Source organism: Deinococcus aquatilis DSM 23025, from assembly GCF_000378445.1.
GTDB lineage: Bacteria > Deinococcota > Deinococci > Deinococcales > Deinococcaceae > Deinococcus > Deinococcus aquatilis.
The window spans coordinates 19,400-46,295 of sequence record NZ_KB899709.1; the positions used below are offsets into that span (position 1 = coordinate 19,400).

Annotated in this window: 26 protein-coding genes; 7 read left to right on the top strand and 19 right to left on the bottom strand. The window is 62.1% G+C overall.

The genetic code is table 11. The features are described 5' to 3' along the window. Window positions 1-129: 129 nt before the first annotated feature. A complete protein-coding gene (locus F561_RS0110120; protein WP_019009848.1) occupies window positions 130-777 on the bottom strand; it encodes a TetR/AcrR family transcriptional regulator in 648 nt (215 codons plus the stop codon). A 314-nt stretch (window positions 778-1,091) separates the two neighbouring features. Further along, the gene (locus F561_RS0110125; protein ID WP_019009849.1) at window positions 1,092-1,610 is read right to left on the bottom strand and encodes a hypothetical protein; all 519 of its coding nucleotides are present in this window, start codon (window positions 1,608-1,610) and stop codon (window positions 1,092-1,094) included. A 185-nt stretch (window positions 1,611-1,795) separates the two neighbouring features. Here F561_RS0110125 and F561_RS0110130 point away from each other — a divergent pair, with 185 nt between their 5' ends. Continuing rightward, window positions 1,796-3,166, top strand: coding sequence for an acyl-CoA dehydrogenase family protein (locus F561_RS0110130; protein ID WP_019009850.1), 1,371 nt, complete (start codon window positions 1,796-1,798; stop codon window positions 3,164-3,166). 116 nt (window positions 3,167-3,282) lie between these two features. On the opposite strand, the gene F561_RS0110135 is transcribed toward F561_RS0110130, so the two are convergent. After that, on the bottom strand, window positions 3,283-4,731 hold the full coding sequence (locus F561_RS0110135; RefSeq protein WP_019009851.1) for an aminotransferase-like domain-containing protein: 1,449 nt from the start codon (window positions 4,729-4,731) through the stop codon (window positions 3,283-3,285). Continuing rightward, window positions 4,728-5,045 carry a hypothetical protein gene (locus tag F561_RS0110140; protein ID WP_019009852.1) on the bottom strand — a complete coding sequence of 106 codons (318 nt, stop codon included), beginning with the start codon at window positions 5,043-5,045 and terminating at the stop codon, window positions 4,728-4,730. Before F561_RS0110140 ends, F561_RS0110135 begins: the two co-directional genes overlap by 4 nt. A 469-nt stretch (window positions 5,046-5,514) precedes the next feature. Here F561_RS0110140 and F561_RS28800 point away from each other — a divergent pair, with 469 nt between their 5' ends. Beyond that, window positions 5,515-5,682, top strand: coding sequence for a hypothetical protein (locus F561_RS28800; RefSeq protein WP_019009853.1), 168 nt, complete (start codon window positions 5,515-5,517; stop codon window positions 5,680-5,682). A 63-nt stretch (window positions 5,683-5,745) separates the two neighbouring features. Here F561_RS28800 and leuB read toward each other — a convergent pair whose 3' ends face one another. The 5 genes from leuB to F561_RS0110170 form a co-directional block, all read right to left on the bottom strand. Further along, the gene (gene leuB / locus F561_RS0110150) at window positions 5,746-6,801 is read right to left on the bottom strand and encodes a 3-isopropylmalate dehydrogenase (protein ID WP_019009854.1); all 1,056 of its coding nucleotides are present in this window, start codon (window positions 6,799-6,801) and stop codon (window positions 5,746-5,748) included. Further along, window positions 6,794-7,372, bottom strand: coding sequence for a 3-isopropylmalate dehydratase small subunit (locus F561_RS0110155; RefSeq protein ID WP_019009855.1), 579 nt, complete (start codon window positions 7,370-7,372; stop codon window positions 6,794-6,796). Before F561_RS0110155 ends, leuB begins: the two co-directional genes overlap by 8 nt. Before the next feature lie 175 nt (window positions 7,373-7,547). After that, window positions 7,548-8,816: a hypothetical protein gene (locus F561_RS0110160; RefSeq protein ID WP_019009856.1), complete on the bottom strand. Its 1,269-nt coding sequence runs from the start codon at window positions 8,814-8,816 to the stop codon at window positions 7,548-7,550. A 2-nt stretch (window positions 8,817-8,818) separates the two neighbouring features. Next, window positions 8,819-9,433 (bottom strand): LysE family transporter, encoded by a 615-nt coding sequence (locus F561_RS0110165; protein ID WP_019009857.1) that lies wholly within the window; start codon window positions 9,431-9,433, stop codon window positions 8,819-8,821. A 13-nt stretch (window positions 9,434-9,446) separates the two neighbouring features. Beyond that, on the bottom strand, window positions 9,447-10,736 hold the full coding sequence (locus F561_RS0110170) for a 3-isopropylmalate dehydratase large subunit (RefSeq protein WP_019009858.1): 1,290 nt from the start codon (window positions 10,734-10,736) through the stop codon (window positions 9,447-9,449). Between the two features lie 342 nt (window positions 10,737-11,078). On the opposite strand from F561_RS0110170, the gene F561_RS0110180 reads away from it, so the two are divergent. Next, a complete protein-coding gene (locus tag F561_RS0110180; protein ID WP_019009860.1) occupies window positions 11,079-13,508 on the top strand; it encodes an NHL repeat-containing protein in 2,430 nt (809 codons plus the stop codon). A 65-nt stretch (window positions 13,509-13,573) separates the two neighbouring features. Here the strand turns inward: F561_RS0110180 and F561_RS0110185 are convergent, their stop codons facing one another. From F561_RS0110185 to F561_RS0110215, 7 genes are all read right to left on the bottom strand, one after another. After that, window positions 13,574-14,443 (bottom strand): MBL fold metallo-hydrolase, encoded by an 870-nt coding sequence (locus F561_RS0110185; RefSeq protein ID WP_019009861.1) that lies wholly within the window; start codon window positions 14,441-14,443, stop codon window positions 13,574-13,576. Window positions 14,444-14,643: 200 nt separating this feature from the next. Next, window positions 14,644-15,465 carry a tryptophan synthase subunit alpha gene (gene trpA / locus F561_RS0110190; protein ID WP_019009862.1) on the bottom strand — a complete coding sequence of 274 codons (822 nt, stop codon included), beginning with the start codon at window positions 15,463-15,465 and terminating at the stop codon, window positions 14,644-14,646. Beyond that, window positions 15,462-16,784 (bottom strand): tryptophan synthase subunit beta, encoded by a 1,323-nt coding sequence (gene trpB / locus F561_RS0110195; RefSeq protein WP_019009863.1) that lies wholly within the window; start codon window positions 16,782-16,784, stop codon window positions 15,462-15,464. The genes trpA and trpB overlap by 4 nt, the downstream gene beginning before the upstream one ends. Window positions 16,785-16,871: 87 nt before the next feature. After that, entirely contained in the window at window positions 16,872-17,756 is an 885-nt protein-coding gene (gene gluQRS, locus F561_RS0110200) for a tRNA glutamyl-Q(34) synthetase GluQRS (protein ID WP_026298788.1), read from the bottom strand. A gap of 163 nt (window positions 17,757-17,919) precedes the next feature. Beyond that, window positions 17,920-18,435, bottom strand: coding sequence for a hypothetical protein (locus tag F561_RS27185; RefSeq protein ID WP_157451745.1), 516 nt, complete (start codon window positions 18,433-18,435; stop codon window positions 17,920-17,922). Window positions 18,436-18,453: 18 nt separating this feature from the next. Continuing rightward, window positions 18,454-18,711 carry a hypothetical protein gene (locus F561_RS0110210; protein WP_019009866.1) on the bottom strand — a complete coding sequence of 86 codons (258 nt, stop codon included), beginning with the start codon at window positions 18,709-18,711 and terminating at the stop codon, window positions 18,454-18,456. Window positions 18,712-18,751: 40 nt separating this feature from the next. Further along, a complete protein-coding gene (locus F561_RS0110215) occupies window positions 18,752-19,378 on the bottom strand; it encodes a ParA family protein (protein WP_019009867.1) in 627 nt (208 codons plus the stop codon). A 51-nt stretch (window positions 19,379-19,429) separates the two neighbouring features. Between F561_RS0110215 and F561_RS0110220 the strand changes: the two genes are divergently transcribed. Next, the gene (locus tag F561_RS0110220; protein WP_019009868.1) at window positions 19,430-19,690 is read left to right on the top strand and encodes a hypothetical protein; all 261 of its coding nucleotides are present in this window, start codon (window positions 19,430-19,432) and stop codon (window positions 19,688-19,690) included. 229 nt (window positions 19,691-19,919) lie between these two features. After that, a complete protein-coding gene (locus tag F561_RS0110225) occupies window positions 19,920-20,792 on the top strand; it encodes a PIG-L deacetylase family protein (RefSeq protein ID WP_019009869.1) in 873 nt (290 codons plus the stop codon). Between the two features lie 201 nt (window positions 20,793-20,993). Here F561_RS0110225 and F561_RS0110230 read toward each other — a convergent pair whose 3' ends face one another. Genes F561_RS0110230 through F561_RS0110240 form a run of 3 tightly spaced genes read right to left on the bottom strand, consistent with a single transcriptional unit; the run spans window position 20,994 to window position 21,999 of the window. Continuing rightward, window positions 20,994-21,314 carry a roadblock/LC7 domain-containing protein gene (locus F561_RS0110230; protein WP_019009870.1) on the bottom strand — a complete coding sequence of 107 codons (321 nt, stop codon included), beginning with the start codon at window positions 21,312-21,314 and terminating at the stop codon, window positions 20,994-20,996. Then, window positions 21,311-21,652 (bottom strand): roadblock/LC7 domain-containing protein, encoded by a 342-nt coding sequence (locus F561_RS0110235; RefSeq protein ID WP_019009871.1) that lies wholly within the window; start codon window positions 21,650-21,652, stop codon window positions 21,311-21,313. Before F561_RS0110235 ends, F561_RS0110230 begins: the two co-directional genes overlap by 4 nt. Continuing rightward, a complete protein-coding gene (locus F561_RS0110240) occupies window positions 21,649-21,999 on the bottom strand; it encodes a roadblock/LC7 domain-containing protein (RefSeq protein ID WP_019009872.1) in 351 nt (116 codons plus the stop codon). The genes F561_RS0110235 and F561_RS0110240 overlap by 4 nt, the downstream gene beginning before the upstream one ends. A 559-nt stretch (window positions 22,000-22,558) precedes the next feature. Here F561_RS0110240 and F561_RS0110245 point away from each other — a divergent pair. Together F561_RS0110245 and recG are read left to right on the top strand one after the other, a co-directional pair. Further along, complete coding sequence (locus F561_RS0110245) at window positions 22,559-24,403, top strand: glycoside hydrolase family 43 protein (RefSeq protein WP_157451747.1); 1,845 nt, start codon at window positions 22,559-22,561, stop codon at window positions 24,401-24,403. A 143-nt stretch (window positions 24,404-24,546) separates the two neighbouring features. Then, window positions 24,547-26,895: an ATP-dependent DNA helicase RecG gene (gene recG / locus F561_RS0110250; RefSeq protein ID WP_019009874.1), complete on the top strand. Its 2,349-nt coding sequence runs from the start codon at window positions 24,547-24,549 to the stop codon at window positions 26,893-26,895. Window position 26,896: the final 1 nt, after the last annotated feature.

Genomic DNA, 26,896 nt, shown 5'->3' on the forward strand with positions numbered 1-26,896 from the left:
ATCGTCCGTACAGAAGTGATTTAACCATCAGAAAAGACAGGAGTAGACAAACCGAGTTGTAACAAAAGAAAGCAGGCTCCCCACATGAACGGGGAGCCTGCTTTCTCTGACTTATACGGCTTTAGATGCTTACGCTTTGGCAGTCAGGCGGTCAATGGTGGCACGCACCGAGATGGGGAACTCAGTGTCGAAATCCAGCGTCAGGAAAGACATTTCGGGGTAGCGGCGCAATGTTTCCGAGGACGGAGTTTCTTCCGTGATCTGCTGCCAGCCGACGGCCAGAGCATAGACATGCACGACGATCTTGAGGGTCAGGTCAGGCTCGAAAGGCATCTGGCCGATGACCTCCTGAAGCATCCGGCGAACATCGCGCTTGAAGTTCAGGGTCAGTTCAGGGCGAACATTACGCTCCAGAACAGTGCCCAATAGAATCAGCAGGCGGCGCAGGGCCTCGTACCCCTTGGAAGCGTCGATGATCACATCAGCTACGTCGGTGGCTGTTTTGGGCTGACGCTCTGCCAGCATCCCCGTCAGGTGGGCCAACCACTGCTGCAAGTGCTCGGTCAGCAGTGCCAGGAACAGCTCTTCTTTGGTATCGAAATACAGGTACAGGGTGCCCTTGGCAAGTTTGGCCTCCCGCGCGACCTGATTCATGCTCAGGTCGGCATAAGGCGTATTCGTCCAGAGGCGTTCGGCGGCACGGAGGATATCGTCGCGGCGCTGAGTTTTTTCCTCAGGACTACGCGCACGGGCGGGACGGGGAGTTTCGCTGACCACGAGTCAGACCTTAGCTCTTTAACTGTCCGCTTGGCTGTGAACTCATTCACGGTTCATGGGAACAAGCGTTCACTTAAATGTAGTGCCAGTGAGCTAAAAACACACCCTCACGGCCTTTGTGGTATCCAAAACGACTGTGAGAAAAATGTGTGGAACAGTTCAGCATCAAGCAAAGTAACGTCAAGGCGCTCGTCAAGCCAGAATGTCCAAATGACCTGGAAATGTAAAGGTGGTTGATTACGGGTTATGACGGATGCTTCACAGCGTACACCCCCCCCAATCGGGGAACTGATGTGACAAAAGCGTGGTTTCCCTCAGGCCAGTCCACAGGCCCGCTGAAGCAACAGATGCAATTCGTCGCGTCCCAGGCGGCGGGGAACCAGAGTCAACTGAGCAGGCAGCGTACTGAAGCCCGGTACGGTGGGCAGATAGCGGAATTCAGGGCGGGCGATCAGATCGCGTGCGGCAGTCAGGGCAACCACGAAATTCAGTTGCAGTTCATAGTGCGCGTTCAACTCGGCCCGCAACGGATCAGCGTTGCCCGACAACAGGGCAAGCAACGTGGGATGAGTCTCGAAGCCATCTTCCAACTGGCTCAGCAGGCGGGCCGTATCCAGAAAAAGGGCCGCCCCCGGCAGCGTGTATCCAGCAATCCGGCGGCGGCACAGATCGGCAGCATCGCCGCGCACCACACTGACGGTCCGGCCCTCCCTCAGCGCCCCGCCCAGCAAAGCCCACAGGCGGCCCAGACTGGAATACCGCGCCAGTTCCACGTATCCGGCAGGTTTGGCAGGCAAGGGGCGGGTAGGCCGGTCTGCCTTTGGCAGGGTCATCGGGCGGTAACCAGAGGCAACGAGAGTGACATGGCCCATGCTAGGCGCAGCCCAACTTGGCAGCCCATGCTAGGCGCAGCCCAACTTGGCAGCCCATGCTGTCTAAAGAATAAATAAATAACCGGGCCGACCAATCGCAGGAATTGAAACTTTGTACCGAGTACAAAATATGTCAAACTATGGACATGACCTCTCCCGCCAAGGATGCGACGGCCCCCAACCCCATGGATTTGCTGGCCCAGATTGACCTTCAGGCGCTGGGAAAACTGAGTGGGCGCGTGGATCTGCCCGCCCTGCTGAAAACCGCTTCGAGCATGAGCGACGGCCAACTGAAACAACTGACGCGCATGCTGTCGGGCGACACGGGCAAGAAAGCGGCGCTCCCCACTGCCGACGGCGACTTTTATGGCCTGATGGACACCCTGCAAGACGATGAGCGCGAGGTGGCTGCCCAAACCAAAGAGTTTATGCACACGCACGTTGCACCCATCATGAACGAGTACTGGAGCCGCGACGAATTCCCGAAGCAGTTGATTCCAGAACTGCGGAAGCTGGATCTGCTGCGCCGAATCTGGAACGAGGACGGCACACGCAAGCCCAATGCCACCATCATTGAGGGTCTCGTGACGCTGGAAGCCTGCAAGGTGGACGTGAGTACCGCCGTCTTCTTTGGCGTGCATGCGGGCCTCGCCTTTGCCAGCATCGCATTGGGCGGAAGCGCCGAGCAGAAAGCCGAATGGCTGCCCAAAATGATGGATCTGGAAGCCATCGGAGCCTTTGGTCTGACCGAACCCGAGGGCGGCTCTCAGGTCAGTCAGGGCATGAGAACCACCTGCAAGCGTGACGGAGACGGCTGGATTCTGAACGGCGAGAAAAAATGGATCGGCAACTCCACCTTCAGTGACTTTACGGTGATCTGGGCACGCGACGTGGACACGCAGGAAGTGCGCGGTTTTATCGTGCGGGCCGGAACGCCGGGATTCGAGGTCAAGAAGATCGAGGGCAAGATCGCCCTGCGGATCGTGGAAAACGGGCACATTACCCTCACGGATTGCCGGATCGAGGAACGTGACCGTCTGCAAGCCGTGCAGGGCTGGCGCACCACCGCCGACGTATTGCGCCTGACCCGTGCGGGCGTGGCGTGGCAGGGCGTGGGCTGCGCGATGGGAGCCTACGAACTGGCCCTCACCTACAGCCAGACCCGCAAGCAGTTCGGCAAGCGCATCGGTGAATTCCAGCTCATTCAGAATCACCTCGTGCATATGTTGGGCAACGTGACCAGCATGTTTACCCTGTGCCTGCGCCTGTCCTATATGGCAGACCGGGGCGAGATGAACGATGAACACGCCGCACTTGCCAAGGTCTTTACGGCGGCCCGCTGCCGCGAAACGGTGGCTTTTGCCCGCGAAACCTTTGGAGGCAACGGGATTTTGCTGGAACACGGCGTCGCCAAGCACTTTGCCGACACCGAAGCGATTTACAGCTATGAAGGTACGAACGAGATCAATACGCTGGTGGTGGGCCGGGCCATCACGGGCCTCAGCGCATTTGTTTGAGGGCCGTCAGTGGTGAGTGGTCAGTAGGAAGTGGGAAAAGATAACGGCTGACCACAGAACGTGGATCGTGGAAAAGGCGAAAGCCCTGACCACGATCCACGTTCTGCTTTCTACCTTTACTTTCCAGCTTCGGCTGTTCGCCTCAGGCCATCCCGAATCGTTTCTGGGTGCAGGTGGGCATAGCCGAGCAGCACGGCGGGCGGGCGCGGCAGGACGGCCAGCGGTGCAGCGGGCGTCAGGGCCACATCGGCGCGGCGGGCAAGGGCCACGGCATCCGCCTCGGTCAGATGCGGGGGAAGCGTGACATGCACATGCAGGCCAGCGCGGGCGGGGGTAGGTTGCCAGCCGGGAAGGTGGGTTGCCAGCGCTTCCAGCAGGGTGTCGTGGCGGTGGCGGATGTTCTGGCGGGCGCGGCGCAGGTGGCGGGCATACGCTCCGGAAGACAGGATGTCGGCCAGCGCGAGGGCGTCCAGCACGCCGGGGGCACGGTCTGTGAGGGGACGGGTTCCGGCCAGCACGCGCACCACATCGGGCGGGGCCACCAGATAGCCGCTGCGGGTCACGGGGGCAAGGCTTTTGCTGAAGCTGCCCAGCAGCAGCACCCGGTCAGGGGCGAGGCCCTGCATCACGGCTGGGGGCCGCGCCGTGTGGTGCAGGTCGGCGGCGTAATCGTCTTCCAGAATAAAGGCTCCGCAGGCCCGCGCCCACGCGATCACGGCCTGACTTCGGGCAGCGGGCAGCGCAGCGGTGGTGGGGTACTGGCAGCCGGGAGTGACATACAGAAGCGTGGCGTGCGCAGGCAACGCGGCGGGGTCCATGCCGTACTCATCGACAGGAACGGGCAGCAGCGTGGCTCCGGTGGCGGCCAGTGCTGCCCGCGCTCCCGGATAGGTCGGGTCTTCGGTGGCGGCCACCCGGCCCTCTTCCAGAAATACGCGGGCCAGCGCGTCCAGTGCCCACTGCGTACCGCCTGTCAACATCAGCATTTCGGGCGTGACCCGTGCGCCGCGTTCGGCATTCAGGTAGGCGGCCAGAGCGCGGCGAGTTTCCAGTGGGCCAAGTTCGTTTGGCCCTGACTCATTCAATCCTGGCTCAGTGGTAGACAGCAGGCCCAGTTGACCCGAACTGGCCTGCCCTGCCCGCCGCGCCAGGGCCAGCGCCCACGCGCCTGCCGGGTATAGATCCGGTACAGGTTGACCTACCCGGAAATCTACAGCGTACACTCCACCTGCATCCGTAACTCGGCCTGCCAGAGCGCGGGTGGCCCACGCACTCAGCGGCAACGGCAGCGCGGAAACAGGAGCAGAGGCGGAAGCGGGCGGCACAGCCACACGGGTTCCAGACCGTTCTCCGGCACTCACGTACCCTTCGGCCTGAAGTTGCGCCAGTGCATCGACTAGCGTATTACGCGAGACTCCCAACTGCGCGGCCAACGTGCGGTGTCCGGGCAGGCGTGCCCCCTGCACCAAAATGCCGCGCTGCACGGCGTCGCGCAGGGTGCGGGCCACGCGGGCATGCAGCACCTCTCCGGGCAGACTGGGCAGCAGTTCGGGAATGAGCGTCAAGCCCGCCCAAATTCCCGCACCAGCCACGCCACCTGACCGCCCTCTGCGGTAAGCGCCTGCCCTGCCACTTCCAGAAAGCGCTCCCGCGCTGCCTCGGCTTCAGCCTGCGTCACGCCGTGCGCCTGGGGATCGGCCAGAAGAGAGCGCAGGAGGGGAAACACGGGTGTATCGGCATGAACCGTGCCGCCTACACTCACGTCGGCCCGCCATTTCAGCAGATAATCCAGCGCGTAGGGGCCGGGTTCCAGCACGCAGCCGCCGGGATAGGGGATGCGCTTGGGGGCGGGGAAAGTGATGGAAGCAGCCTGAGTCATAGCCACAGGATGCGCCCGCCAGAGCGGGGCCGCAAGCGCGTTTGCCTTTATTCGCCTCTGTCGAGCTTAGCCCATGTCCTCCCCTCTAATACGGGATTATTGATTCTTGTGTAGGTTGGCAACACCTTGAAGGCTGGGCAAGACAACCCCCCCGTTGCTCACGCAACGCCCCCCCTTAAAGGGGAGGACAAGGGCTTTTGCGCTCCCCTTTAAGGGGGGCTGGCGGCGAAGCCGACTGGGGGGTTGGCCGTGCCTGAGTCACGCAGGGATCAACAAACTGGCTCTTTGACATTGCTCGTCGGCCCCCTCTGCTTCGCAACGCCCTCTCTGCCGTGCAGCTCTCCGAATAAGGGGGGGCGTTGCAAGGCAACGGGCGGAGCACAACTCCCCACCCTGCACTCTTCGGCCAGAGCCACTTCCCTGCTCAACTTTGCTTGATAGCTGACCGCCAACAAAGTAATCTACGGTTATGCCCAACTTCGGCCCCACCGAACTGATCGTGATGCTGCTCATGGGTGCTGTGATCGTCGGCGTGGTGGTGCTGGCCCTCAAGCTGATTGGAAGGGTCAATAGCGGCCAACGCAAACGCATAGACACACTGGAAAGGCGTATCCGCGATCTGGAAGGCAGGCAGTAAACCAGAGCGTAAACCAAAACGGGGCGAAGAGCTTCTCGCCTTCGCCCCAGCCTGATCTGTGCCTCAGCCCACGCTGGGGCTGCCCATCGCGTTCAGCACGGCGCGGGTAAAGGTGCGGGTATCGGCCTTGCCACCCAGATCGGGCGTGGGATGCTCGCGCAGGGCCAGCGCGACGGCGCGGTCAATCTGGTTGGCGGCGTCGCTGCGCTTGAGGCCGTGGCGCAGCAGCATTCCAGCGCTCATGATGGCGGCGGCGGGGTTGGCGATGCCTTTTCCGGCGATGTCGGGAGCACTGCCGTGGATCGGCTCGAACAGGCCCGCGCCGTCACCCAGGCTGGCGCTGGGCATCAGGCCGAGGCTACCGGGAATTACGGCGGCCAGATCGGACAGGATGTCACCGAACAGATTTTCGGTCACGATCACGTCGTAGCGGCTGGGATCGGACACGATCAGCATGGCGACGCTGTCCACGTATTCGTGATTCAGGTGAATGTTGCGGTACTCACGGTCACGCAGAGCCGTCACGTCGCGCCGCCACAGTTCGCTGACTTCCAGCACATTGGCTTTGTCCACGCTGGTCACGCGGCCCCGGCGCTGTTCGGCGGCCCAGAACGCCACTTTTGCCACCCGTTCCACCTCGGCGGTGGTGTAGCGCATGGTGTTGTAGGCGGTATCGCCCTCGATCTTGCGGTCCTGGTCGAAGTACACGCCGCCCAACAGTTCGCGCACGATCAGAATATCCACGCCCCGCGCCAGTTCAGGCTTCAGGGGGCTGAGGTGCTCCAGCCCCGGCTGCACGCGCACAGGCCGCAGGTTGGCATAGCAGCCCAGCAGTTTCCGCAGCGCCAGCAGGCCACTTTCGGGGCGCAGGTGGCGGGGCAGGAGGTTCCAGGGGCTGTTCTGTGCGCCGCCCACTGTACCCAGCAAAACGGCGTCGGCATCGGCCAGGGCGTCGCGGGTCACGGGGGGCAGGGGATCGCCGTACTGGTCGTAGGCTCCGCCACCGATGGCGTGTTCTTCAAAGGTCACGTCGGGGGCCACCTCGCGCAGCACCTCGACGGCAGCGGCGGTGACTTCGGGGCCGATACCGTCTCCGGGCAGGATCACGACTTTAGGCATGGTGGGCCTCCTGTTCGGCGTCCTGACCGGGGTGGCCGTGCCCGGCCTCGGTGCTGACTGCTTCCAGAGACTCGGCTTCCAGCGCGGCCTGATCGTGATCACGCATGTATTCCAGCCAGCCGCCCGCCTTCTGCACGTCCAGCGCAAACTGGGCCACCGGCACAAAGGTCAATTTCTGGCCGGTGCGGAGGTTGGCAATCGTGCCGCCGATCAGATCGAGGTCGGCCTCGTCGCCGTCTTCAAAGGCCTCCACAATTCCGGCACACTCCAGCGCCAGAAAGCCGTTGTTGATGGAGTTGCGGTAATAAATCCGCGCAAAGTTGGGGGCAATGACGGCCCCGATGCCTGCGCCGCGCAGCGCCCAGACCGCGTGCTCGCGGCTGGAACCACAGCCAAAATCTGCGCCCGCGACGATGATGTCACCGGGTTGCACCCGCGTCACGAAGGTCTTGTCGTAATCCTCCATCGCGTAGGGGGCCAGTTCGGCTTCCACGTCGGTGGTCAGGTGGCGGGCCGGAATAATCTCGTCGGTGTTGATGTGGTCGCGTCCGAAGACATGAACTTTGGGCATGTGGGATTCCTTTGTGGGAGTGGGGGATTGGGGATACGGGGAAGTTTGAGGTTCTCAAGGTGAACCCCCCCGTTGCTTTACAACGCCCCCCCTTAAGGGGAGGACCACTGCTGTTGCGCTCCCCTTAAGGGGGGCTGGCTGCAAAGCAGACTGGGGGTTTACACGCAACACACCCTTAATTCAGAGGCCGAACCGCGTTCAGCTCGGCGGGCAGTTCTTCGGCATAGAGGTCATGCCACGTCTGACCGTCGAAGGTCAGTTCGGATTCTATGAATGCCTGCGCCAGTGGGTCGGGATCGGTGAGGGCATCAACCGGAATATCGAGGCGTACGGCAGTCGGCACAGGCAGGGTTTCTATCTCATTCAGGTCGGGGTATTCGTCGGCAAAGATTTCCAGCAACAGATTTTCGGTCCAGTCAGCCCAACGTTCGGTGTGGCCTGCGCCTGTGGCCTGCATCAGATCGGCGCGGATGCGCTCCGCCTGATCATTGGGCACGTCGCCCTCTGCCCATTCCACGCGCCCATCGGCAAACACGGTGACGGTCACGGTTTCTACATCCAGAAACTGGCTCAGCTCTGGCGGCAGCGAGTCGCCCAGCGGCGCGGCTTCGGGGTCATAGGTGATCCATTCCTCACCGTCCGGTGAGTAGCCGGAACCTGCGGGGTCTATGTGAAGTTCCAGCCCGCCCAATTGGGCAAAAGGTGTGCCCAGCGGCGAAAGCAGCAGCGCAGGCTCGCGCAGTTCAAACAGGCTGCGCTTGAGTACGGGCGCGTTGGGGTCGTCTTCGCCCACCATCTCGGCATGCAGTTCGGCCCAGTCTTCGGGGGTCTGACCGTGCCACTCGGTTGCCAGTTCTTCCAGCACTTCCAGCCATTCTTCGGGCGGCTCGGGATCGATGGTCACGCGGCCCTGCTGTCCGTCCACGCCCTGCGCCTGCTCGATGCGGAAGGTCGCGACTACTTTGCCCTGCCCCCCCGCTGCCGGGTGCTGCATCAGGAATTCCAGTGCCCGCCGGGGGTCGGTGTTGGCCGGAAAAGATTCCCAGCGCACGCCGTCGGCAGAGTGGGTCTGCTGGCGCAGGTGCAGCACGCCGCCCTCGACGGGAATGTGGGTATAGCTGTTGGCTTCTTCGGGCATAGAGGTTCCGAGCGCCAGTTCGCCCACAAAATGGCGGTGTGGCGGCACAGCAATAGACTGCACGTCTTCAGCGGTTTCCAGCAGGCGATCAGGACGGCCCGCCATCACGAACGAGGTGCGGTAGGCACTGTCCCACAGCGGCCCCGTCGGTTGGGTTTCACGCAGGGCATCCACGATCATGACCTGCAGTGCGGCTTCCTGCGGCCCCCGGTTCAGGGTCACATTGCCGTTGATGTCCATATCGGCCTCGAAGGGGTGCACCGTGGGCATCAGGCCCAGTTGTTTACGGCGTTTAGCGTCTCCCATAATCAGTCCTTTGACGCCAGCAGCAGCGTCCCAAATCCCGCCATCAGCGTGCCCGCCACACGGTCAATAGTGCGTCTGGCCCGAAGATACCGCGCCTGAAGCGGTGCTGTGGACATCCCCAGGGCCACCAGTGCAAACCACACCAGACTCAGCCCCAAAATAACAGCGAAAACGCCCATTCTCAGGCCCGCCGAACTGTGGGCAGGAATCACGCTGGAAAACACACTGCCGAAAAAGATGGCCGCCTTGGGATTGGCGAGATTGGTGAGCAGGCCGGAGCGGTAGGCTTTCCAGTCGCCCAGCGGCGTGACAGTGGGAGCGTGGGCAGCACCCGCCCCGAAACTGGAGCGCCAGAGGGTATAGGCCATGTACAGCAGATACGCTCCGCCCGCCACCCGGATAACGCCGTGAATCCAGGCGAAATTCTGGAACAGAATGCCGATGCCCAGCAGCGCCAGCAAGGCCCAGGCCGCGATTCCCGTGACCACGCCCGCACCCGCGAACAGGGCCGCCCGCCGCGAACGGCCCACCGCCGTCTGACTGACGAGCAGAACGTCTGGCCCCGGGATGACCAGAACCACCAGATGCACCAGTGCCACCGCGATCAGCGTGTCCATCAGACCACTTCCATCAGTCGGCGGCGTTGCTGCCGTCGGCGTTGTAGGCGCGGGGATCGGCAATGAACCCGGCCACAGCACTGGCAGCCACGGTTGCCGGACTCGCCAGATAAATCTGCGCGGTGGGATCGCCCATGCGGCCCACGAAGTTGCGGTTGCTGGAGCTGATGCACACGTCGTCTGGCCCCAGAACGCCGGAATGCATACCGAGGCAGGCTCCGCAACTGGGGTAGCTGACGCTTGCGCCCGCATCCACGAAAATTTCCATCAGCCCTTCCTGCGCGGCCTGTTTCCAGATGGCCTGCGTTGCTGGAACCACGATCATCTGCACGCCCTCGGCCACCTTGCGGCCCTTGAGGATGCGGGCCACGTCGCGCAAATCCCCGATGCGCCCGTTGGTGCAACTGCCCACATACGCGTGTGTGACGGCGATTTTGTCGCTGCCTGCCACGCGGCCATTGCTGGGAATGTGGGGATAGGCCACGGTGGGTTCGACCTTGCTGGCGTCGATGTCGATCACGACTTTGTAGCTGGCGTCGGGGTCGCTGGTGTATTCGGTGTAGCTGCCGGGTTCGATGCCGCGTGCCGCGAGGTAGGCGCGGGTGGTGTCGTCCACGGCCACGATGCCGGTTTTGCCGCCCGCCTCAATCGCCATATTGGTCAGCGTAAAACGGCCTTCCATATCGAGGCGGTCAATGGTGTCTCCGACCCATTCCATCACCATGTAATTCGCGCCGTCGGCCCCGATGCGCTTGATGACCTCCAGCACGATGTCTTTGGGGGTCACGCCGGGCTGAATGTCTCCGGTCACACGGATCAGCATGGTTTCGGGAATCTTGAACCAGACACGGCCCGCGTAGATGGCCCCGGCAAGGTCGGTGCTGCCCACGCCCGTGGCGAACATGCCCAGTGCGCCCGCGTTGCAGGTATGAGAATCGCCGCTGACCAGCGTCTGCCCCGGCTTGACCAGTCCGGTGTTTTCCAGCACCACGTGGGCAATGCCGCCGCGCCCCACATCATAAAAGTGCTGAATGCCTTTCTCGTGGACCCAGGACTTGAGCTTCTGGTACATCTTGGCGGCCTTAATGTTCATGGCGGGCACGCTGTGGTCGGGAATGGCGACAATCTTGCTCGGGTCGAACACCCTGTCCATGCCGCGCTCTTCCAGCATTCGCAGGGCCGCCGGAGTGGTGATCTCGTGGCACAGCACCCAATCGGTGGTGCATTCGATCAGTTGCCCCGGTACGACGTGTTCGTGTCCACTATGAGCCGCCAGAATCTTTTCCGAAATCGTCATTCCCATAAGTCTTCCCCCAGTTGGTCTTGCGGTGTGGCCTTGCTGTTTGGTCTGCCCCGTAACATGAAAGACCCCCGGACCGATTGGGGTTCCGGGGGCAACAGGTGAACGCAGGGCCAGCGCTCAACGCCCCCAGCTAAGAAGAAGCCCCACTTGGGCGGCCCCGTTCATCGTCAGTGCGCTCGGCATGGCCTGAGTGTAGCGCCGCACCGGGATCAGGGCAAGGCAGGTGGGATAGACGATCAGCGGGAAGTTGCCCACGCCAATCTGACGCACCCTTAATCTCGGTGAAGAAACCTCAATCTTGCACACGGCCTACTCATCTGACTGGTAGAGTTCAAAGCAGATATGAAGATTCTGAATGGTTTGAAATTGCCGGGGGCCATGTTAGGCCTGACTGTGTTGTTGACGGCCTGCCCCGGCCCTACGCCCCCAGCCCCTACGTTTGATCTGACGGTTGCCTTGGCTGGCGTGTCTTCCGCACCTGTCACTGTCACCAATACCACCACCAATACAGAACTGTTCAAAGGCACGCTGGATGCCAGCAAAACCTTTGCGGGCCTTACGGCCAACGACGTGCTGAAGGTAGAAGGTGGCAACGTGAGCGGCTACAACACGCCCGCTGCCCAAACGGTGACGCTGGATGCGAGCAAAACGGTGACCTTGAGTTACGTGGCTTTGGCAGGAGCGGCATTGGACGCGGCTAGGCTCAAGGGCACCCTGCCTGGATGGACATTTGGTCCGGGCGAACTCACGTTTTACCTGCCTGAAAGCAGGAAGTATGTGGACGCCTCAACGCTACAGATTTCAGCAACAGGGGGGCTTAATACGGCGCTTCCTGTCCCGACGGTGCTGGGTTCTTACCTCGATAATTGCAAGTTACCTGCGGGGGTCATTGGAAGTGATTTTCAGGCTGAATTTGCCATTCCACTGGCCTACAGTGTCACCAATGACTTCTTGGGCGAAATCCTCGAAACTACCACGACTGGCCTTGCTGTGGAACGGGTGTATACGCCCAGCGCAGCCACCCTCAAGGGGATTGCCAGTTGCAGTACCACCACCAAACTCGATCTGGATTTCACTGTGGCAGCAGGCTGGAACGCCCTGAGCAGCGTGCGCACAGTGGCGGGCGGCGTCACAACCTTTACGGTTCGCAACGTTGCCAGCGATTCACGGGTTCAGTTGTCCCTTGCCAAGGCCGACGAAGAAGTCACCGTCATTTTCCCCAATCCTACGTTGCCCACCCTGCGCCCCGGCCAGAGCGCCAGCTTGCCTGTGGTATTGCTGCAAACGGGAGCCATCAGCGGCGCGATCACCCTCGAAACCGACGTTCCCGGCATCACAATCACGCCTGGTACACTGAATCTGGCTCCATTGAGTGCCAGCAGTGCGGGTAAAACTGGTCTTGCGGCGGCTGCGCTTCAGCCTCAGCGGTTGCAGACCAACTTGACGTTCAATGTGAGTGCCGATGCACAGAGTTTTGACGGCACGATGAATGTGATCATCAAACGTGGTGGCGTCGTGGTAGGCACGGAGCCTCTTCGGGTAACAATTATCGGGCCAACCTTCGGCCTAGGACTGGATTCTTCTCAGGCTCAGCCTGCCCCAGCCTACGTCAACGAGGCAAACTCTCTTGCTGTCGTGGTCTCACCTTCCAACGGGTTCAGTTCTCCCGTAACCTTGACTCTGGAAAATGCGCCCGCAGGCGTTACCTCTGCTGGAGCTACTGGCACGTCCGGCAAGACCAACTTGCCCCTCACTGTCGGAGCCAACGTCACACCCGGTATCTACCCTGTGACCATTGTCGGCACCTCCGGCAAACTGGTCATCAGGACGACGGTAGACATCAAGGTGAACCCCCGTCGCACTCCCCTTGGCTTGGGTATGGTGTCCTCGCTCGCCCTCGCTTCCAACGGCGACCTTTGGGGCGTGCAGTCGGGCAGCACAGGCTCCAGCTTGATTCAGATTCGCGCCGAACAAGTGATCAACCAGTTCCCGCTGGGCAGTGGGTACAGCGCCGATCAGGTCAGAATTGGGCCTGATGGGAGCATCTGGGCGCGGGGAACGGGTGGCTTATACCGCCTCAACGGATCAAGCATTCAGAGCTTCGCCACTGGCGGATACATGTCCGGCAACACACCTAGCTTTGGTCTTGATGCTAGTGGCCGCGCATGGTACATGTGGTTTGACGGCTTCAATGCCCCCGAGTTGCGCCGCCTTGATCCTGCAACCGGACAAACAACGACGGTAGCCACGGTAAAAACGGCCAATACCTCTGTTCCCGTGATCAATGACGGCAGCGGTCAATTCGTGGTGTTTGTTGCCACAGACGGTACATTCGTTCGCGTCAACACAGTGACGGGCGAAAGCGTCGCCTCCGCTAACCCGCTCTTCTTTGCAAATACTGGCATGGAAAGCTTGCGCTTCCTGACCGTTGACCGTCCGGGGCAAATCTGGGCAGCTATCGGTGGGCCGGGGCCAAAGCTAGTCAGACTTGACCTCAATTCTATGGCTGCAGCACAGACCGCAAATATTGGCAACAATCCAACCATCAGTTATAGCAACGTCGTTGTTGAAAATAACCAGACGGCCTGGTTTGTCGATTCGTCTGCTTTAACCCGCTTAGATCTAACTACGGGTGCCCAGTCCATCACACCTTCAGATGCTTACGGCGACAACGTTCACAGCCTAAGCCTTGCCCCCACCAGTGGTGCAGCTTATACCTACGGCTTTCAATCCTCACAACTAGAACTGGAATACCTACGCCTGAAAAATTAAATCCCAACAGGTTGCAACTGAACGCCCCGCCAAATGTACTGGCGGGGCGTTCTCCTTTTTCTTGCCTATTCCGCCTCCACCAATTCAAACCCGCCCTTCTTGCCCTCCACCAACCGGGCAAAGGCCACATCCGGGTCGTGTGGCGTGCAGATCAATGCGCCCTCCTCGAACCACTGGGGCAGATACTTGCGCTTGTTTTCCAGCGTGGTCACGGGGTACAGATCATAGCCCGTGATGTACGGATAGGGCGCGTGCGCCAGCGTGGGCAGCATATCGGCGGTGTACACCAAGGTTTGGCCGCCATTCCGCAGCACCACCGCCTGCTGCCCCAGGTTGTGCCCCGGCACCGGCAGCACGCTGAGGCCCGGCAACAGCTCATGCTCGCCGTCTACCACGTCAAACAGGCCCGCGTCCAGAATCGGCTGGAAGGTTTCGGGCACATAGCTGGCGCGGTTGCGTTCATGGGTGTAGGTGGCTTCCTTCAGCTCGGCGGCCTGCACCACATAACGGGCATTCGGAAAGGTCGGCTCGCCCAGCAGCGTGGTATTTCGCCCCGCATGATCAAAATGTAGGTGCGTGTTGATGACGGTGTGGATGTCTTCGGGAGCCAATCCCACTGACTCCAGCCCACGGAACAGCGTTTCATCCCGGTCCAGGGCATAGATGGATTCAAACTTCTCGTCGCCACCGTCCCAGAATCCCGTTTCTATCAGGATATTGCGGCCATTCAGGCGAATCAGCAAAGGATTGATTCTCAGGCGAATACGGTTCAGATGGTCAGCGGGGGCGCGGCGTTCCCACAGCACTTTGGGCACATTCCCGAACATCGCGCCGCCGTCCAGCCGGAACAGGCCGTCGGTCAGGGAATACACGTTAGCATCACCGACGCGGCGGTGTTGAGTCCAGGTGGAGCGGGCCGAACTGGGGAAGGTCATGGGTACAGGGTAAGTGGTAAAAGGTGAGTGGGGAGTGGAAAACCCAAAACCAAAGCTGTAGCTCTAGCCGCCTCCCCTCTTTTCCCACTCATACAGATTCCGATTAAACATCGTGCTTTTCGGTATTTAACCCGAGTGGAGCGAGCAGGAAAAGAGACGGATTCCAGATGATTCCCGGAATCCGTCTCACCACGCCCCACTCACTGCTTCTTGCACCCCTCGGCAATCTCCGCCGCGAGCGCCCCCACATCCTGCCCATCCCGCACGGCATTGATAAAGGCACTGCCTACCACCACCCCATCGGCTTGCTGGGCCACCTGTGACGCTGTGGCAGCGTCCTTGACTCCGAAGCCCACTGCAATCGGCACATGAGCAAACTGGCGGGCCAGGGCCAGCATGGCGGGCACCTCGCCCAACGCCGCGCCCTCACGCGTTCCGGTGACACCCGTGACGCTGACGGCATACAGGAATCCGGTGCAGGCTTCAGCCACCAGACGCACGCGGGCCGGGGTGCTGGTGGGCGCGATCAGGAACGTGACGGCAAGGCCATATTCTTCTGCCAGCGCTGCAATTTCTATGTCCTGATCGGGTGGCAGGTCAGGCAGGATCAGGCCATCTACGCCCGCTTCCTGGGCCAGCCGCATAAATTCACGCGGGCCGACAGCATAGATGGGATTCACGTAGGTCATGATGACGATGGGTTTGTCGTGCCGCACGCGCAGATCGGCCACCAGTTGCAGGGTCCGGCGGGTGCTGGTGCCGCCGTCCAGAGCCTGCTCGCTGGCCCGCTGGATGGTGGGACCGTCTCCGAGGGGGTCGGAATAGGGAATACCCACTTCCAGCAGGTCGGCCCGCTCCAGGAGAGCGTCGGCCACCGCTGGAAATTCGGCGGCGGTGGGATATCCAGCGGTCATGAAGGGAATGAAGGCGGCGCGTCCCTGCGCCTGAGCTTCGGCAAAAGCCGCGTGGATGCGGGCGGGGCCACGCACCTTGGGCGTCGTGGGTGCAGTTGGAGCGCTCATGCGTTCACCTCGATTTTGCGGGCATCACCGACATGTTGATCTTGTGGCTGTGCGACTGATTTATCGGAATCCAGCTTCTTTTCCAAGTCCAGAAGGCGCATCACCTCGGAAACGTCCTTGTCGCCGCGTCCGCTGAGGTTGACCACGATGATTCCGTCTGGGCCAAGTTCGCGGGCCAGTTCTACAGCGTAATAAATGGCATGGGCGCTTTCCAGAGCAGGCAAAATTCCTTCCAGACGGGTCAGCAGGCTCAGAGCTTCCAACGCCTGCGCGTCAGTCACGGGGACGTATTCGGCCAGCCCGGTTTCGGAATAAAAGCAGTGTTCCGGGCCAATGCCGGGGTAATCCAGCCCCGCACTGATGGAATGGGGCGGCACGATCTGGCCTTCATCGTCATTCAACAGGTACATCAGGGAGCCGTGCAGCACCCCCACGCGCCCACCCGCCACCGACGCGGCGTGCTTGCCGGTATGCACGCCTTCTCCGGCGGCCTCCGTGCCGATGAGACGGGGACGCTGATCGGCGGGCAGATACGCGTAGGGGGCAAAAATGCCGATGGCGTTGCTGCCGCCGCCCACGCAGGCCACGATTGCGTCAGGAGCCTGACGGCCTTCCAGTGCTTCAAGCTGCACTTTGGTTTCTTCACCGATGATGCTCTGGAAATCGCGCACCATCGCGGGGTAGGGGTGCGGCCCCACCACGCTGCCCAGGATGTAAAAGGTGTCGCGGACGTTGGTCACCCAATCGCGGATGGCCTCGTTGGTGGCGTCCTTGAGGGTCTTGGTGCCGCTGGTCACTTCACGCACTTCTGCGCCCAGCAGCTTCATCCGGAACACGTTCAGTTCCTGACGGCGGATGTCCTCTGCGCCCATGTACACCACGCAGTCAAGGCCCAGCAGGGCGGCGGCGGTGGCGCTGGCGACCCCGTGCTGGCCCGCACCCGTTTCGGCCACAATGCGCTTTTTGCCCATGCGAACAGCCAAGAGACCCTGAGCAAGGCAGTTGTTGATCTTGTGTGCGCCCGTGTAATTGAAATCCTCGCGCTTGAGGTAGATCTTGGCCCCACCCGCGTAATCGGTAAGGCGCTGGGCCAGATACAACGGGCTGGGACGGCCCACGAATTCGCGCAGCAGGCGGTCAAGTTCGTTCAGAAAGCTGGGGTCCTGCTTGGCATTTCGGTAAGCCTCTTCCAGTTCATCCAGCGCCGGAATCAGCGTTTCGGGCACGTAGCGGCCACCGAACCGGCCAAAGCGCCCACGGGGGTCAGGCTGTGGATAATCCGGCAGCAGCAGCGTCAGATCAGAGAGCTTGAGTGTCATGACAAAATGCTAATCCCAGAAACCTAACGGGCGTTCGGGAAACTTAGACAACTGGTCTAAATTGGGGGTATCTGATGGGGGGGTAGACTACAGCAGCAGCCGATCCAATTTGTGCCGCCACAGCAGCAATAGATCGTCCAGTGCGACCTCGGGCGGCAGAGGCACAGGCCAGAAGCCGTTACCCAGAGACTGCGCGAGGACCGAGCGCACCTGGGCTGCATCCTCTCCCCTTTCGCGCAGGGCCATCACCGACGGCGCACCCCCGCGCTTGGCGAGGCGCTCCCCGGCGTAATCGGTCATCAGCGGCACATGCAGATAACGAGGCTGAGGGTAGCCCAGCGCCTGCTGAAGCGCGATCTGGCGCGGTGTGGCCGTCCAGAGATCCACGCCCCGCAGCACGTCGGTGACGCCCATCGCCGCATCATCTACAACCACCGCCAAGTGGTAGGCAAACACGCCGTCATTGCGCCGCAGCACGATGTCTCCGACCTCGGTGGAAAGCTGCTGGCAGAGCGTCTGCCGGGTCAAGAAATCGGCGGCGCACACGGTCTGATCGGGTACCTTCCAGCGCAGGGCAGCGGGCCGGGAAGGGTCAGGTTGCCCGGCCCGGCAAGTTCCGGGGTAGACCGCCTCTGGCCCGTGTGGAGCGCCCGCGCTGTCCTGAATGGCCGCTTCGATTTCACGGCGGGTACAGGTGCAGGGATAGGTCTTCAGCCGCGCCACCGCATCGGCATACAACTCCAGCCGCTCAGATTGCAGATATTCTTCATCCCAGTCGAGGCCCAGCCACTCCAGATCGCGGCGGGTGGCGTCGTAGGCCCAGCCGCGTACCCGCCCCACATCCAGATCCTCGAAGCGCAGGATGTGGCGACCCCCCAAAGCACGCGAATGCAGCCAGGCCAGCAGGGCGGTGCGGGCATTGCCCAGGTGCATGCCGCCCGTCGGACTCGGTGCGTAGCGGCCCACAGTCATGAAAGTAGGGTAGCGCAGATCGGACGGACTCCAATTGAAAACGCCGTGCTTTCGGCTGCTGGTCAGGCGAAACAACTGAGCAGGTCAAAATTCACCTCTGGACAATCAGGCGGGAACGAGGCCGCGAGCAATATCTTGCCGTTGGAGCGGCACAAATTCGGTATCACAGCTCCTGAAGGTCGTTCCAGATGGCGAGCAACACACCGAAAAGGGCAGTCAAAACGGCAACGACCATCAGCAGGCGTCCCAGCGGATCGGCCCAGTTCAGGTGGCCGCAGCCCGGGGTCAGGCATGCCCCCAACAGTTGCCACCAATCGTGGGTATCGGGGTCGCCCGTGATCAGGTCGAGGGCACGCGTGGGCGCGTCCTGGACATACGCCGCCACACCTGCCCACGATTGCGCCAGCCAGAGGCACAGGAGCCCCGCCGCGTAGTGGTCGCAGCGCCGCCAGAAATGGCCGATGCACACCGCAGGTACCAGAACCTGGAAGAGGCTGCCGCCCAGGAGCATCAATGTGGCCCCTGCCGGAGCCAGCAGCACATGTCCCGTCTCATGAAAAACGAGATTCACCAGCTCCAGCGGGTGTCCGGCAAGAGGCCGGAAGATGCCCGGTGTGACGAAGACAACCGCGACCATCAGCCCCAGCCAGCGCAATAACCGGGCCTGTGAATTCTTCACCGGATCAAGCCGGAATGTTCAGGCCCGCTCACGCAGCCAGCGCAGCAACAGGTCTTCGACCAGCTCGCTCACGCTTTCGCCGCCACCCCGTTTGACCTCGCGCCACACGGCCCGCACAGTTTCCTTGCGAACATATACGGCCTCTACCCGCTCGGCAGTTTCGCCTTTGCGCCGTCCATCGGGTTCGGGGGCAACCGTGGTGCTGGGCTTCTTGGGCGATTTACCGGCCTTCTTCTTGCCCTTGCCAGCCTCTTTCAGATAGTCGAACCGGGCCATCAGTCGGCTCCAGTTTGGACAGTCCCAGCTTCGGCGGCTCTCATAGCACCTCGCGTGACAACGCCAGCATGTCTTCCCAGGCGGTGTCGGCACGGGGGTCGCGCACATCGCGGGCCAGCGTACCCAGTTCGGCGGCCCGAACATAGGCGGCGTAGGAGCGTACCAACGTATTGCACACGGTCACGCCTGCCTCGCGCAAATCCTCGCGGGCCTCTTCTCCGGCACGGCCCACAGGCGGCACCCGCGTCAGCACGACACGCGATTGGCGGGCTGCATCGGCGTCGCCCTGAAGGAAATCCATCAGCTCCAGCGTGGCTTCCAGCTCCAGAGCAGAGGTTCCGCTGGGCACCAGAATCAGGTCGGCGCGGTCTGCGAGCTGGCGAAGTTCCTTGCGTTTGGGACGGCCTTCCGTATCGATAACGACCACATCCAGCGCGGCCAGTTTCTTGGGCTTCACGTCGTCGGCCTCGTACACGGCGAAAGGCAGGCCCGGCCCCCCCAACTTCACGCCCCGCGCCGCCCAGCGTGCGCTGCTGCCTACGCGGGGGTCTTCATCGATCAGGGCCACGCCCAGTCCACGTTCGGCCAGCGCTCCGGCCAGATGTACGGCCAGCGTGCTTTTGCCCACGCCGCCTTTTTCACTTGTGACGGCAAACACCTTTGGCATACGGTCAGCGTATCAGAGGGCGTGCAGGCTTTCGTCAGGCATGATGGGCAGATGTCTGATTCACCCCTCTCACCAGAGCAGCGCCTCAGTACCCTGCTGGCCGCCGAACCCTACTGGACGGCACGCGCCATGCAGGAGCAGGGCAGCCGCTTTTACGCCGCGCTGGGGCAGGCGCTGGACGCCGCCGACCTGCGGAACCGCCGCCTGCTGTACGTCACCTGGCCGGATGAAATCTGGGATTTTTATGAACGCGGCTTGCTGTTGGAGGCGGCAGAAGCTGAGTCTGTGGGACGCGGCGCGGCATCCGGCTGACCGATCAGAGCCAGCCACACTTGCCGCACTAGAGTTTGTACAGTGCGCCGGGCCGGAGCGGGGCGGAAATCAGGTGCACGCTTGGGTTTAACCTGCCTGCCCGCTACAGGCTGAGAAACCAGCGCCAGAATGATCTGCTCCAGCACTGTCCAAAGGGCTTGCACGGCTGCTCTCATGCGTTTAGCTTAGCTGGCGATCCAGGCCAGTCTTCCCCGCTAGACTGCCAGCCATGACTGCCGAGCCGATTCCCAATGAACTGAACGCCGAACCCAATCTCCGGCCCACCCTTCTGGCCGTGTTTGCCCACCCCGACGATGAAGCTTTTAGCGTGGGCGGCACCCTGACCCACTATGCCCGTAAAGGCGTTCGCGTGGTACTGGCCTGTGCCACACGCGGTGAAGCAGGCAAAATCACGGTGCCGGGAATGACCGTGGATGATCTGGGCGTGCAGCGCGAGCAGGAGTTACGCCGCGCCTGCGAAGCGCTGGAGATCGAGCCGCCCATCTTTCTGGATTACCACGACTCGGGCCGCTACGAGCGCACGCGCACCAGTGACCCCATCGCCATGATGAACGTCAATCCACTGGACGTAGAGGTGAAACTGCGGGCGCTGATTGCCGACATTCGCCCGCAGGTGATCCTAACTTTTGACCCGCACGGCGGTTACGGCCATGTGGATCATTTGCAGATTCACCGGGCCACCAGCGCGGCTTTTTTCAGCACCGGGCACCTTCCGGGCGGCGGGCCACAGCGCCTGTATTTCACGGCACTGACCACCGCCACTGCCACCAGCATGCTCTCCAGGCTGGGCCCAGACCTTGACCCAATGGTGTACGGCGTGGACACGGGCACCGTTGCCGTGACTATGAACGTGGCTCCCTACGCCGAGAACAAGAAGGCTGCCCTGGCCGCGCACGGAACGCAGATGGGCGCAGAAAGTCTGGTAGGCCGAATGACCACCGAAGAGCGGGAAGCAATGGAGGTCGGCATGCTGGGCAGCGAAAACTTCAGCATCGGCGGCACGCGAACCGGACTCCCGGCCTTCCCCCTGCGCGGGTTGTTCGATGGGCTGGCGGGCTTTGAGGCGCTGGACGGGGAATAGCAACGGAAGCAGGGAGAGGCTCCGAACCAGGGAATTTGAAAGTCACGGGGTTCGGACCATCTCCTGCTGAGACCGAGCCTCTCTCTAGTCAGCCAGGTATGATCACGAACAACCTTCCAAAGTACAGAAGAGCTGTGGGCTACGGCTTTCATCGCCCATAACCCACAGCTCAGAGACGGGATTGACGGCCTCTGCCTATACTTAAATCTGCCCCAGCAAACGCCGCACGGCAAAGCGGATTCGGCCCAGGCTCGCCACATCGTCGAAGGCGGCCAATAAAATCTGGTCGCCCATTGGCGTCAGCAGCACGGGGCCGCCGTCCACGTCCAGAAGCAGGTCGTTCCATTCGGCACTGCCCTGTGTGGCCTGGAGGCTGGCAATCACGGCGCGGCCAGCCGCCACCAGGTTCAGGTCGGCGTCGGAGTGGGGGCCGCGCGGCCCGGCAGACGTGACGATTTCGCCCTGCGCATTGACAAGAAGGGCGTGACGCATACCACGGGTTTCCATCAGGGCCTCGATCATGCGTCATCCACCTTGGGCAGATCGGTGAGATCAAGGGCCAGACGTGCCAGGGCCTGCTGGGCAGCGCGGGTATCGCTGCCACGGATCATGGCCGCGCCCAGTACGAATTCGCCGCTGGCGAGGGCCACCACTTCCACGCGCTCGCTGGTAAAGGCGAGGCGGGTCACTTCTCCGGCTCCGAGGCGGCGGCCTGTGCGGTCCAGGCTGGTACGCAACGAGGCGAGTTCGGCAGCGAGGGCGTCGCCCGCCTCACCGTACATTTCGATGGGCAGGCCGTCCGGGCCGACCAGGGCGCTCGCCACGACGCCGGGAATGGCGTGCAGGGGTTCAAGTTTCACAGGTGGCTCTCCAGTTTGCGGGCGGTGTCCCGGCCATACAGCCGCGCCTGCCCCAGGTTGCTGCGGCCATCGAGGGCCAGCAGCAAAAAGAAATCGGCATTGATGGGATGCAGGTAAACGCTGAGGCGTTCGCCGCGCAGGTACAGTTCGCGGGTCTGGCCTCCGTTGAGGGTTTGGCTATAGGCAGCGCTGGCGGTACGGAGCAGCCCGGCGTGTTCGGCGACCAGCAGGTTCAGGTCTGCGGTCGTGGCGGTATGTCCTTCCACGAGCAGGCCGTCCAGACCCCCGATAGCCGCTGCCCACGCGCCGTCTACGTCAGCTACAAGTTGCGAGAGGTGATTCAGCATCTGCGGGCCATGATATGCCGGAACTGCCCTTTGGCGAGGCGAAACCTCACATGCCGGGGGCGGCGGCGGGGGTACAGACCACCTACCAGCAGTCTGGCAACATGGCTGAGACGACCTTGCCAGGGCCTGCATTCATAAAGTCACAACAAAACTGGGTATGTCGCGAGTTACGTGTTAGGATTTTTTTGTCCTTAACTTACGTTTCGCCGGATCAGATTGGTCCGGTCAGTCCTACGCCCTCCGTTCTCTGGCGAGATGCCTTTGCTGTGCCGCTGCAACCGGGATCAACCTTCACCAGATTGACTTTTCCTGAGCAGCAGGGTAACCACACGTCGCTCTGCTCGGTGCGCGTTCCCTGCGTACACTTCTCCATTCAGTCAGCCTTGAGTTCGGTCCAGTGTTCTAGCCGTGCTGAGTGGAAAAGCGTGATGGCAGGAAACCCAGAGCTGTGGTGTGGTACGGAAACACTTAAACCGCTGTATCCAGTCAGTTCTCTATGCAACCGGGAGCCTTCCCCCGGTTCCTCTGGCCTCTCCCCTCATTCTCAGGAGGTTTAGTGATGCAACAACCCAGGCAAGGTCAACTCAGACAGGTTCGTTTCCGTTCACGTTCGGCGTGGCCGATGTTGGGGCTTGTGGGCCTGTTGTCGGCCTGCGATACCGTCAAGGCTCCTGACAAGACCCTGAAACTGACCTACAGCAATCCGCTGACGATCAGCAAGACTGACGGTACCAGGGTGGAATCCTGCGCTGACCCATCCATCATCCAGTCGCGCACCCCCGGCGATTCCAACTGGTATCTGTACTGCACCACCGATCCGCACAACACCACCGATGTGGATGCCAACAACAACCTTAACTTTCACCTGATCAGCATGGCCCGGTCTGCCGATCTGGTGAACTGGACGTATATCGGAGACGCTTTTGCCACCAAACCCGCCTGGGTGAAGGATGACGCGGGCCTGTGGGCACCCGATATCGAGTATGTAAACGGCAAGTATCACTTGTATTACACCGCCAGCGACACCAAAGCAGGCGGCAGCGCCATCGGTGTGGCGACCAGCGATTCGCCCGCTGGACCCTGGACCGACAGTGGAACCCCGGTGGTCGAACCGCAAGGCCCGCCCGGAGGCAATCCCAACGACCGCCGCTGGGTCTTTGATTCCGAGGTGATCACCGATGACGCGGGCCAGGGTTGGCTGTACTACGGCAGCTACTTCGGGGGAATCTCGGTGCGGCAACTGAGCGCCGATGGCCTCAGAACCGACGCCGCCACCCAGAAAGAAGTGGCACTGGACAACCGCTATGAGGGCGCTCAGGTCGTGCGGCACGGCGGGTTTTATTACCTGATGGCCTCGGCAGCCAACTGCTGCAATGGCCCCCTCACGGGCTACAGCATCTTCGCGGGCCGCTCGGCTTCTCCAACTGGGCCGTTTGTGGATAAAGAAGGCGTCTCACTCCTTGATCCCCGTGTGGGCGGCACCCCCGTCATCAGCATGAACGGCAACCGCTGGGTCGGCCCCGGCCACAACGCCGTATTCACCGATGCAGGTGGTCAGGACTGGACGGTGTACCACGCGATCAACGAAAACGACCCCTATTTCACTCCTGGCGGCGTCAACAAGCGGCCCGTGCTGCTGGACCCGCTGGATTGGGTGGAGGGCTGGCCCACGGTACGCGGCGGCCAGTGGGCCTCTGACGGCGTGATGCCTGCACCCGCTGCCCAGGCCGGACAACTGAGCGCCTACGTGCCCACCGCTCCCAGAGCTGACGTACTGGGCAGCACCATCAGCGCCTACAACGACGATTTTAGCGGCCCTGCCCTCGACACGCGCTGGACTTGGATTCGTCCACCCGCCCCCGCAGAAGCCGGACTGGAAAACGGAGCACTGCGCTTTGACACACAGGCCGCCGACCTGTTCGAGGACAGCGACAACGCCTCGGTGCTGACCGAAAATGCGCCCGCTGGCGACTACGCCGTAGAAATCAAGATGCAAAGCAACCTGCCCGACGAGGGCTGCTGTTTCAACTACGCTCAGGGCGGCCTGCTGATCTACGGCGACGACGACAACTTTGTGAAACTCGGCGTGGTGTCGATCTGGAACACCCGGCAGATTGAATTTGCCAAGGAGCAGGGGCCAGTGGCCGACAAGTTCCCGCGCTACGGCAACACTGTACTGTCGGCACCGGGCCGCGAAACCTGGCTGAGAATCGTGCGGCGGGCCAGCAGCGGGGCCACAGCAGGCGAAACCTACACCGCCTATTCCAGCCGGGACGGCGTGAACTGGACACGGGGCGGCGTCTGGGCACACAAGCTGGGGCAAGCCAAAATCGGCCTGTTCTCGATGAGTGGCAGCGGCTTTACCAACCGCTTTGACAGTGTGCGGGTGTATAGCCTGAAGTGAGCTGATTCGGAGTTGGCGTGTGAACCCCCATTGCTCTGTCCCTCTCACCCCCGGCCTCACCGCTGGGGGTTTTGCTTGGTTGAATCTCCTTTGTTGCCCGCGCACCCATACCCACCTTTCCCGCCTGCTAGCCTGCACCCCGTATGGCAACAGTGGCAGAACTGCGGGACAAACTCAGGCGACCACTGCTGGCAGAGCGGGCCAGTGGGCATCAAAACAAGATTGTGGCGGGCGGCGTGGAAAAGCTGCTGGCATCGCCGCTGGGCAACCCTTTTCCGGGTGTGCGTGAGGCTCTGAAGGGATACGGCGAGTTGGACGAAGCCGGACGCGCCGCCGCCCTCAATGCCGCCCTGAACGTGCTGGACGGACAGGATGCCGCCGCCAAAGCGCCCAGAACTCCACGCGCCCCGGCCCGCGTCGCCGTGCCCACTGCCGCCCCCGGCGAACGCCTGCCGCCCGACGCGGATCTGGCGCGGCTGGATACTGGCCCCGGCGGAACGCGCAAGCTGAATTCGTTGGGCCTCCTGAACCTGCGCGACGTGCTGCACGCCTACCCGCACCGCCACGAAGACCGCCGCGCCCTGCCCGATTTATCGGAGGTGGAAGAAGGCCAGAAGGTGACGGTGGAAGGCACGGTGGTGGCCAAGTCGCGCCGCAGCCCCAAACCGGGCATGCTGATTCTGGACGTGACGCTGGAAACTCCGGCGGGCGGGCGCGTGAAGGCCACCTGGTTCAATCAGCCGTGGATGGAACGGCAACTGCGCGAGGGTGCCCGGCTGGTGCTCACGGGCCGCGTGAAGAAATTTGGGCGCAGCGTTCAGATTGGCGTGGAGCATCTGGAAACGGTGGAAGACGCCAAAAGCAGCCTCAGCACAGGCCGGATCGTGGGGGTATACGACTCCAAAGACGGCATCAGTCAGGAGTTTTTGCGCCGCGCCGCACACCGGGCGCTGGAAGCCGTGCCCCTGGACGATTATCTGCCCGCGCACTGGCGACAGAAATACGGCCTGACCGACCTGTCGGACGCGCTGTGGGGCATGCATTTTCCGCACGATGAGGCGCAGTTGGCACGCGGCATGAATCGCCTGCGCTTTGACGAATACCTGTTTTTAGAATTGCGCGTGCTGCTGCAAGGGGACGACGCCGTGTTGCTGGGCAAACGGTTTCAGGCCACGGGCGACGACATCCACCGCTTCGAGGGCGCACTCCCTTTCCAGTTTACGGGTGCCCAGCGCCGCGTGCTGCTGGAAATCACCGACGATATGCGCAGCGAGCGCCAGATGGCCCGTCTCGTGCAGGGCGACGTGGGCAGCGGCAAAACCGCCGTGGCCGCCTGTGCGCTGTATCTGGCCGTGCGAGACGGCTATCAGGGTGCACTGATGGCCCCCACCGAAATTCTGGCGCGGCAGCATTACGCCAACCTGTCGGGCTACCTGAACCAGTTGGATGTGCGGGTGGGCCTGCTGATCGGGGCCATGACGGCCAAGCAGAAGCTGGAAATGCAGACGCGCATTGCCGAGGGGGATGTGGATGTGGTGGTGGGCACGCAGGCCCTCATTCAGGAAAACGTGCGCTTCGACAATCTGGGATTGGCCGTGGTGGACGAGGAGCACCGCTTTGGCGTGCAGCAGCGGCGCAAACTGCTGGCAGGCCGCCCCGACGTGCTGGTCATGAGCGCCACGCCCATTCCGCGCAGCCTCGCGCTGACCGCTTACGGCGACCTCGAACTCAGCATTATCGATGAACTGCCGCCCGGACGCACCCCGATTGAAACCAAACTCTTGCAGGACACGCACCGCCAGCAGGCCTACGGCTTTGCCATGCGCCAGATTCGGGAAGGGCGTCAGGCCTTCGTGGTCACGGCCCTGATCGAAGAAAGCGACACGCTGGAACTGCTGGCCGCCACGCAGCTTTCCGAAGACCTGAAGGTGATCTTGCCCGAAGCCCGCATAGACCTGCTGCACGGCAAGATGAGCGCCGCCGAGAAGGACCATGTGATGAACCGCTTTCGCGCCCGTGAATTCGACATTCTGGTGTCTACCACCGTGATCGAGGTCGGTGTGGACGTGCCCAACGCCACCGTGATGGTCATCGAAAACGCCGAGCGGTTCGGGCTGGCCCAGCTTCACCAGTTGCGCGGGCGCGTGGGCCGGGGCAGTGCCCAGAGTTACTGCGTGCTGATTTCGGGCGAGAACAGCCGCAAGACCCGCCAGCGCCTCGGCATCATCGAGGGCAGCACCGACGGCTTTGTGATTGCCGAGGCCGACCTGAAACTGCGCGGCCCCGGCGAGATTCGCGGCACCCGCCAAAGCGGCGTTCCCGACCTGCGACTGGGCGACCTCGCCAACGACGTAGAAATCATCGAGCAGGCCCGCGAACTTGCCAAGCACATTCTGGCCCACGACCCCAAGCTAGAGCACCCGCGTCTGCAATATCTACGGAGCGAATTGCAAAACAGAAGTCAGAGCGTGGCCTACCGCGAAGTCATCTAAA

Coding starts and splice junctions, on each gene's coding strand:
- F561_RS0110125 (WP_019009849.1), bottom strand. CDS start 1,610: ATGACCCTGCCAAAGGCAGACCGGCCTACCCGCCCCTTGCCTGCCAAA.
- F561_RS0110130 (WP_019009850.1), top strand. CDS start 1,796: ATGACCTCTCCCGCCAAGGATGCGACGGCCCCCAACCCCATGGATTTG.
- F561_RS0110140 (WP_019009852.1), bottom strand. CDS start 5,045: ATGACTCAGGCTGCTTCCATCACTTTCCCCGCCCCCAAGCGCATCCCC.
- F561_RS28800 (WP_019009853.1), top strand. CDS start 5,515: ATGCCCAACTTCGGCCCCACCGAACTGATCGTGATGCTGCTCATGGGT.
- leuB (WP_019009854.1), bottom strand. CDS start 6,801: ATGCCTAAAGTCGTGATCCTGCCCGGAGACGGTATCGGCCCCGAAGTC.
- F561_RS0110155 (WP_019009855.1), bottom strand. CDS start 7,372: ATGCCCAAAGTTCATGTCTTCGGACGCGACCACATCAACACCGACGAG.
- F561_RS0110160 (WP_019009856.1), bottom strand. CDS start 8,816: ATGGGAGACGCTAAACGCCGTAAACAACTGGGCCTGATGCCCACGGTG.
- F561_RS0110165 (WP_019009857.1), bottom strand. CDS start 9,433: ATGGACACGCTGATCGCGGTGGCACTGGTGCATCTGGTGGTTCTGGTC.
- F561_RS0110170 (WP_019009858.1), bottom strand. CDS start 10,736: ATGGGAATGACGATTTCGGAAAAGATTCTGGCGGCTCATAGTGGACAC.
- F561_RS0110180 (WP_019009860.1), top strand. CDS start 11,079: ATGAAGATTCTGAATGGTTTGAAATTGCCGGGGGCCATGTTAGGCCTG.
- F561_RS0110185 (WP_019009861.1), bottom strand. CDS start 14,443: ATGACCTTCCCCAGTTCGGCCCGCTCCACCTGGACTCAACACCGCCGC.
- trpA (WP_019009862.1), bottom strand. CDS start 15,465: ATGAGCGCTCCAACTGCACCCACGACGCCCAAGGTGCGTGGCCCCGCC.
- trpB (WP_019009863.1), bottom strand. CDS start 16,784: ATGACACTCAAGCTCTCTGATCTGACGCTGCTGCTGCCGGATTATCCA.
- gluQRS (WP_026298788.1), bottom strand. CDS start 17,756: ATGACTGTGGGCCGCTACGCACCGAGTCCGACGGGCGGCATGCACCTG.
- F561_RS0110210 (WP_019009866.1), bottom strand. CDS start 18,711: ATGGCCCGGTTCGACTATCTGAAAGAGGCTGGCAAGGGCAAGAAGAAG.
- F561_RS0110215 (WP_019009867.1), bottom strand. CDS start 19,378: ATGCCAAAGGTGTTTGCCGTCACAAGTGAAAAAGGCGGCGTGGGCAAA.
- F561_RS0110220 (WP_019009868.1), top strand. CDS start 19,430: ATGTCTGATTCACCCCTCTCACCAGAGCAGCGCCTCAGTACCCTGCTG.
- F561_RS0110225 (WP_019009869.1), top strand. CDS start 19,920: ATGACTGCCGAGCCGATTCCCAATGAACTGAACGCCGAACCCAATCTC.
- F561_RS0110230 (WP_019009870.1), bottom strand. CDS start 21,314: ATGATCGAGGCCCTGATGGAAACCCGTGGTATGCGTCACGCCCTTCTT.
- F561_RS0110240 (WP_019009872.1), bottom strand. CDS start 21,999: ATGCTGAATCACCTCTCGCAACTTGTAGCTGACGTAGACGGCGCGTGG.
- F561_RS0110245 (WP_157451747.1), top strand. CDS start 22,559: ATGCAACAACCCAGGCAAGGTCAACTCAGACAGGTTCGTTTCCGTTCA.
- recG (WP_019009874.1), top strand. CDS start 24,547: ATGGCAACAGTGGCAGAACTGCGGGACAAACTCAGGCGACCACTGCTG.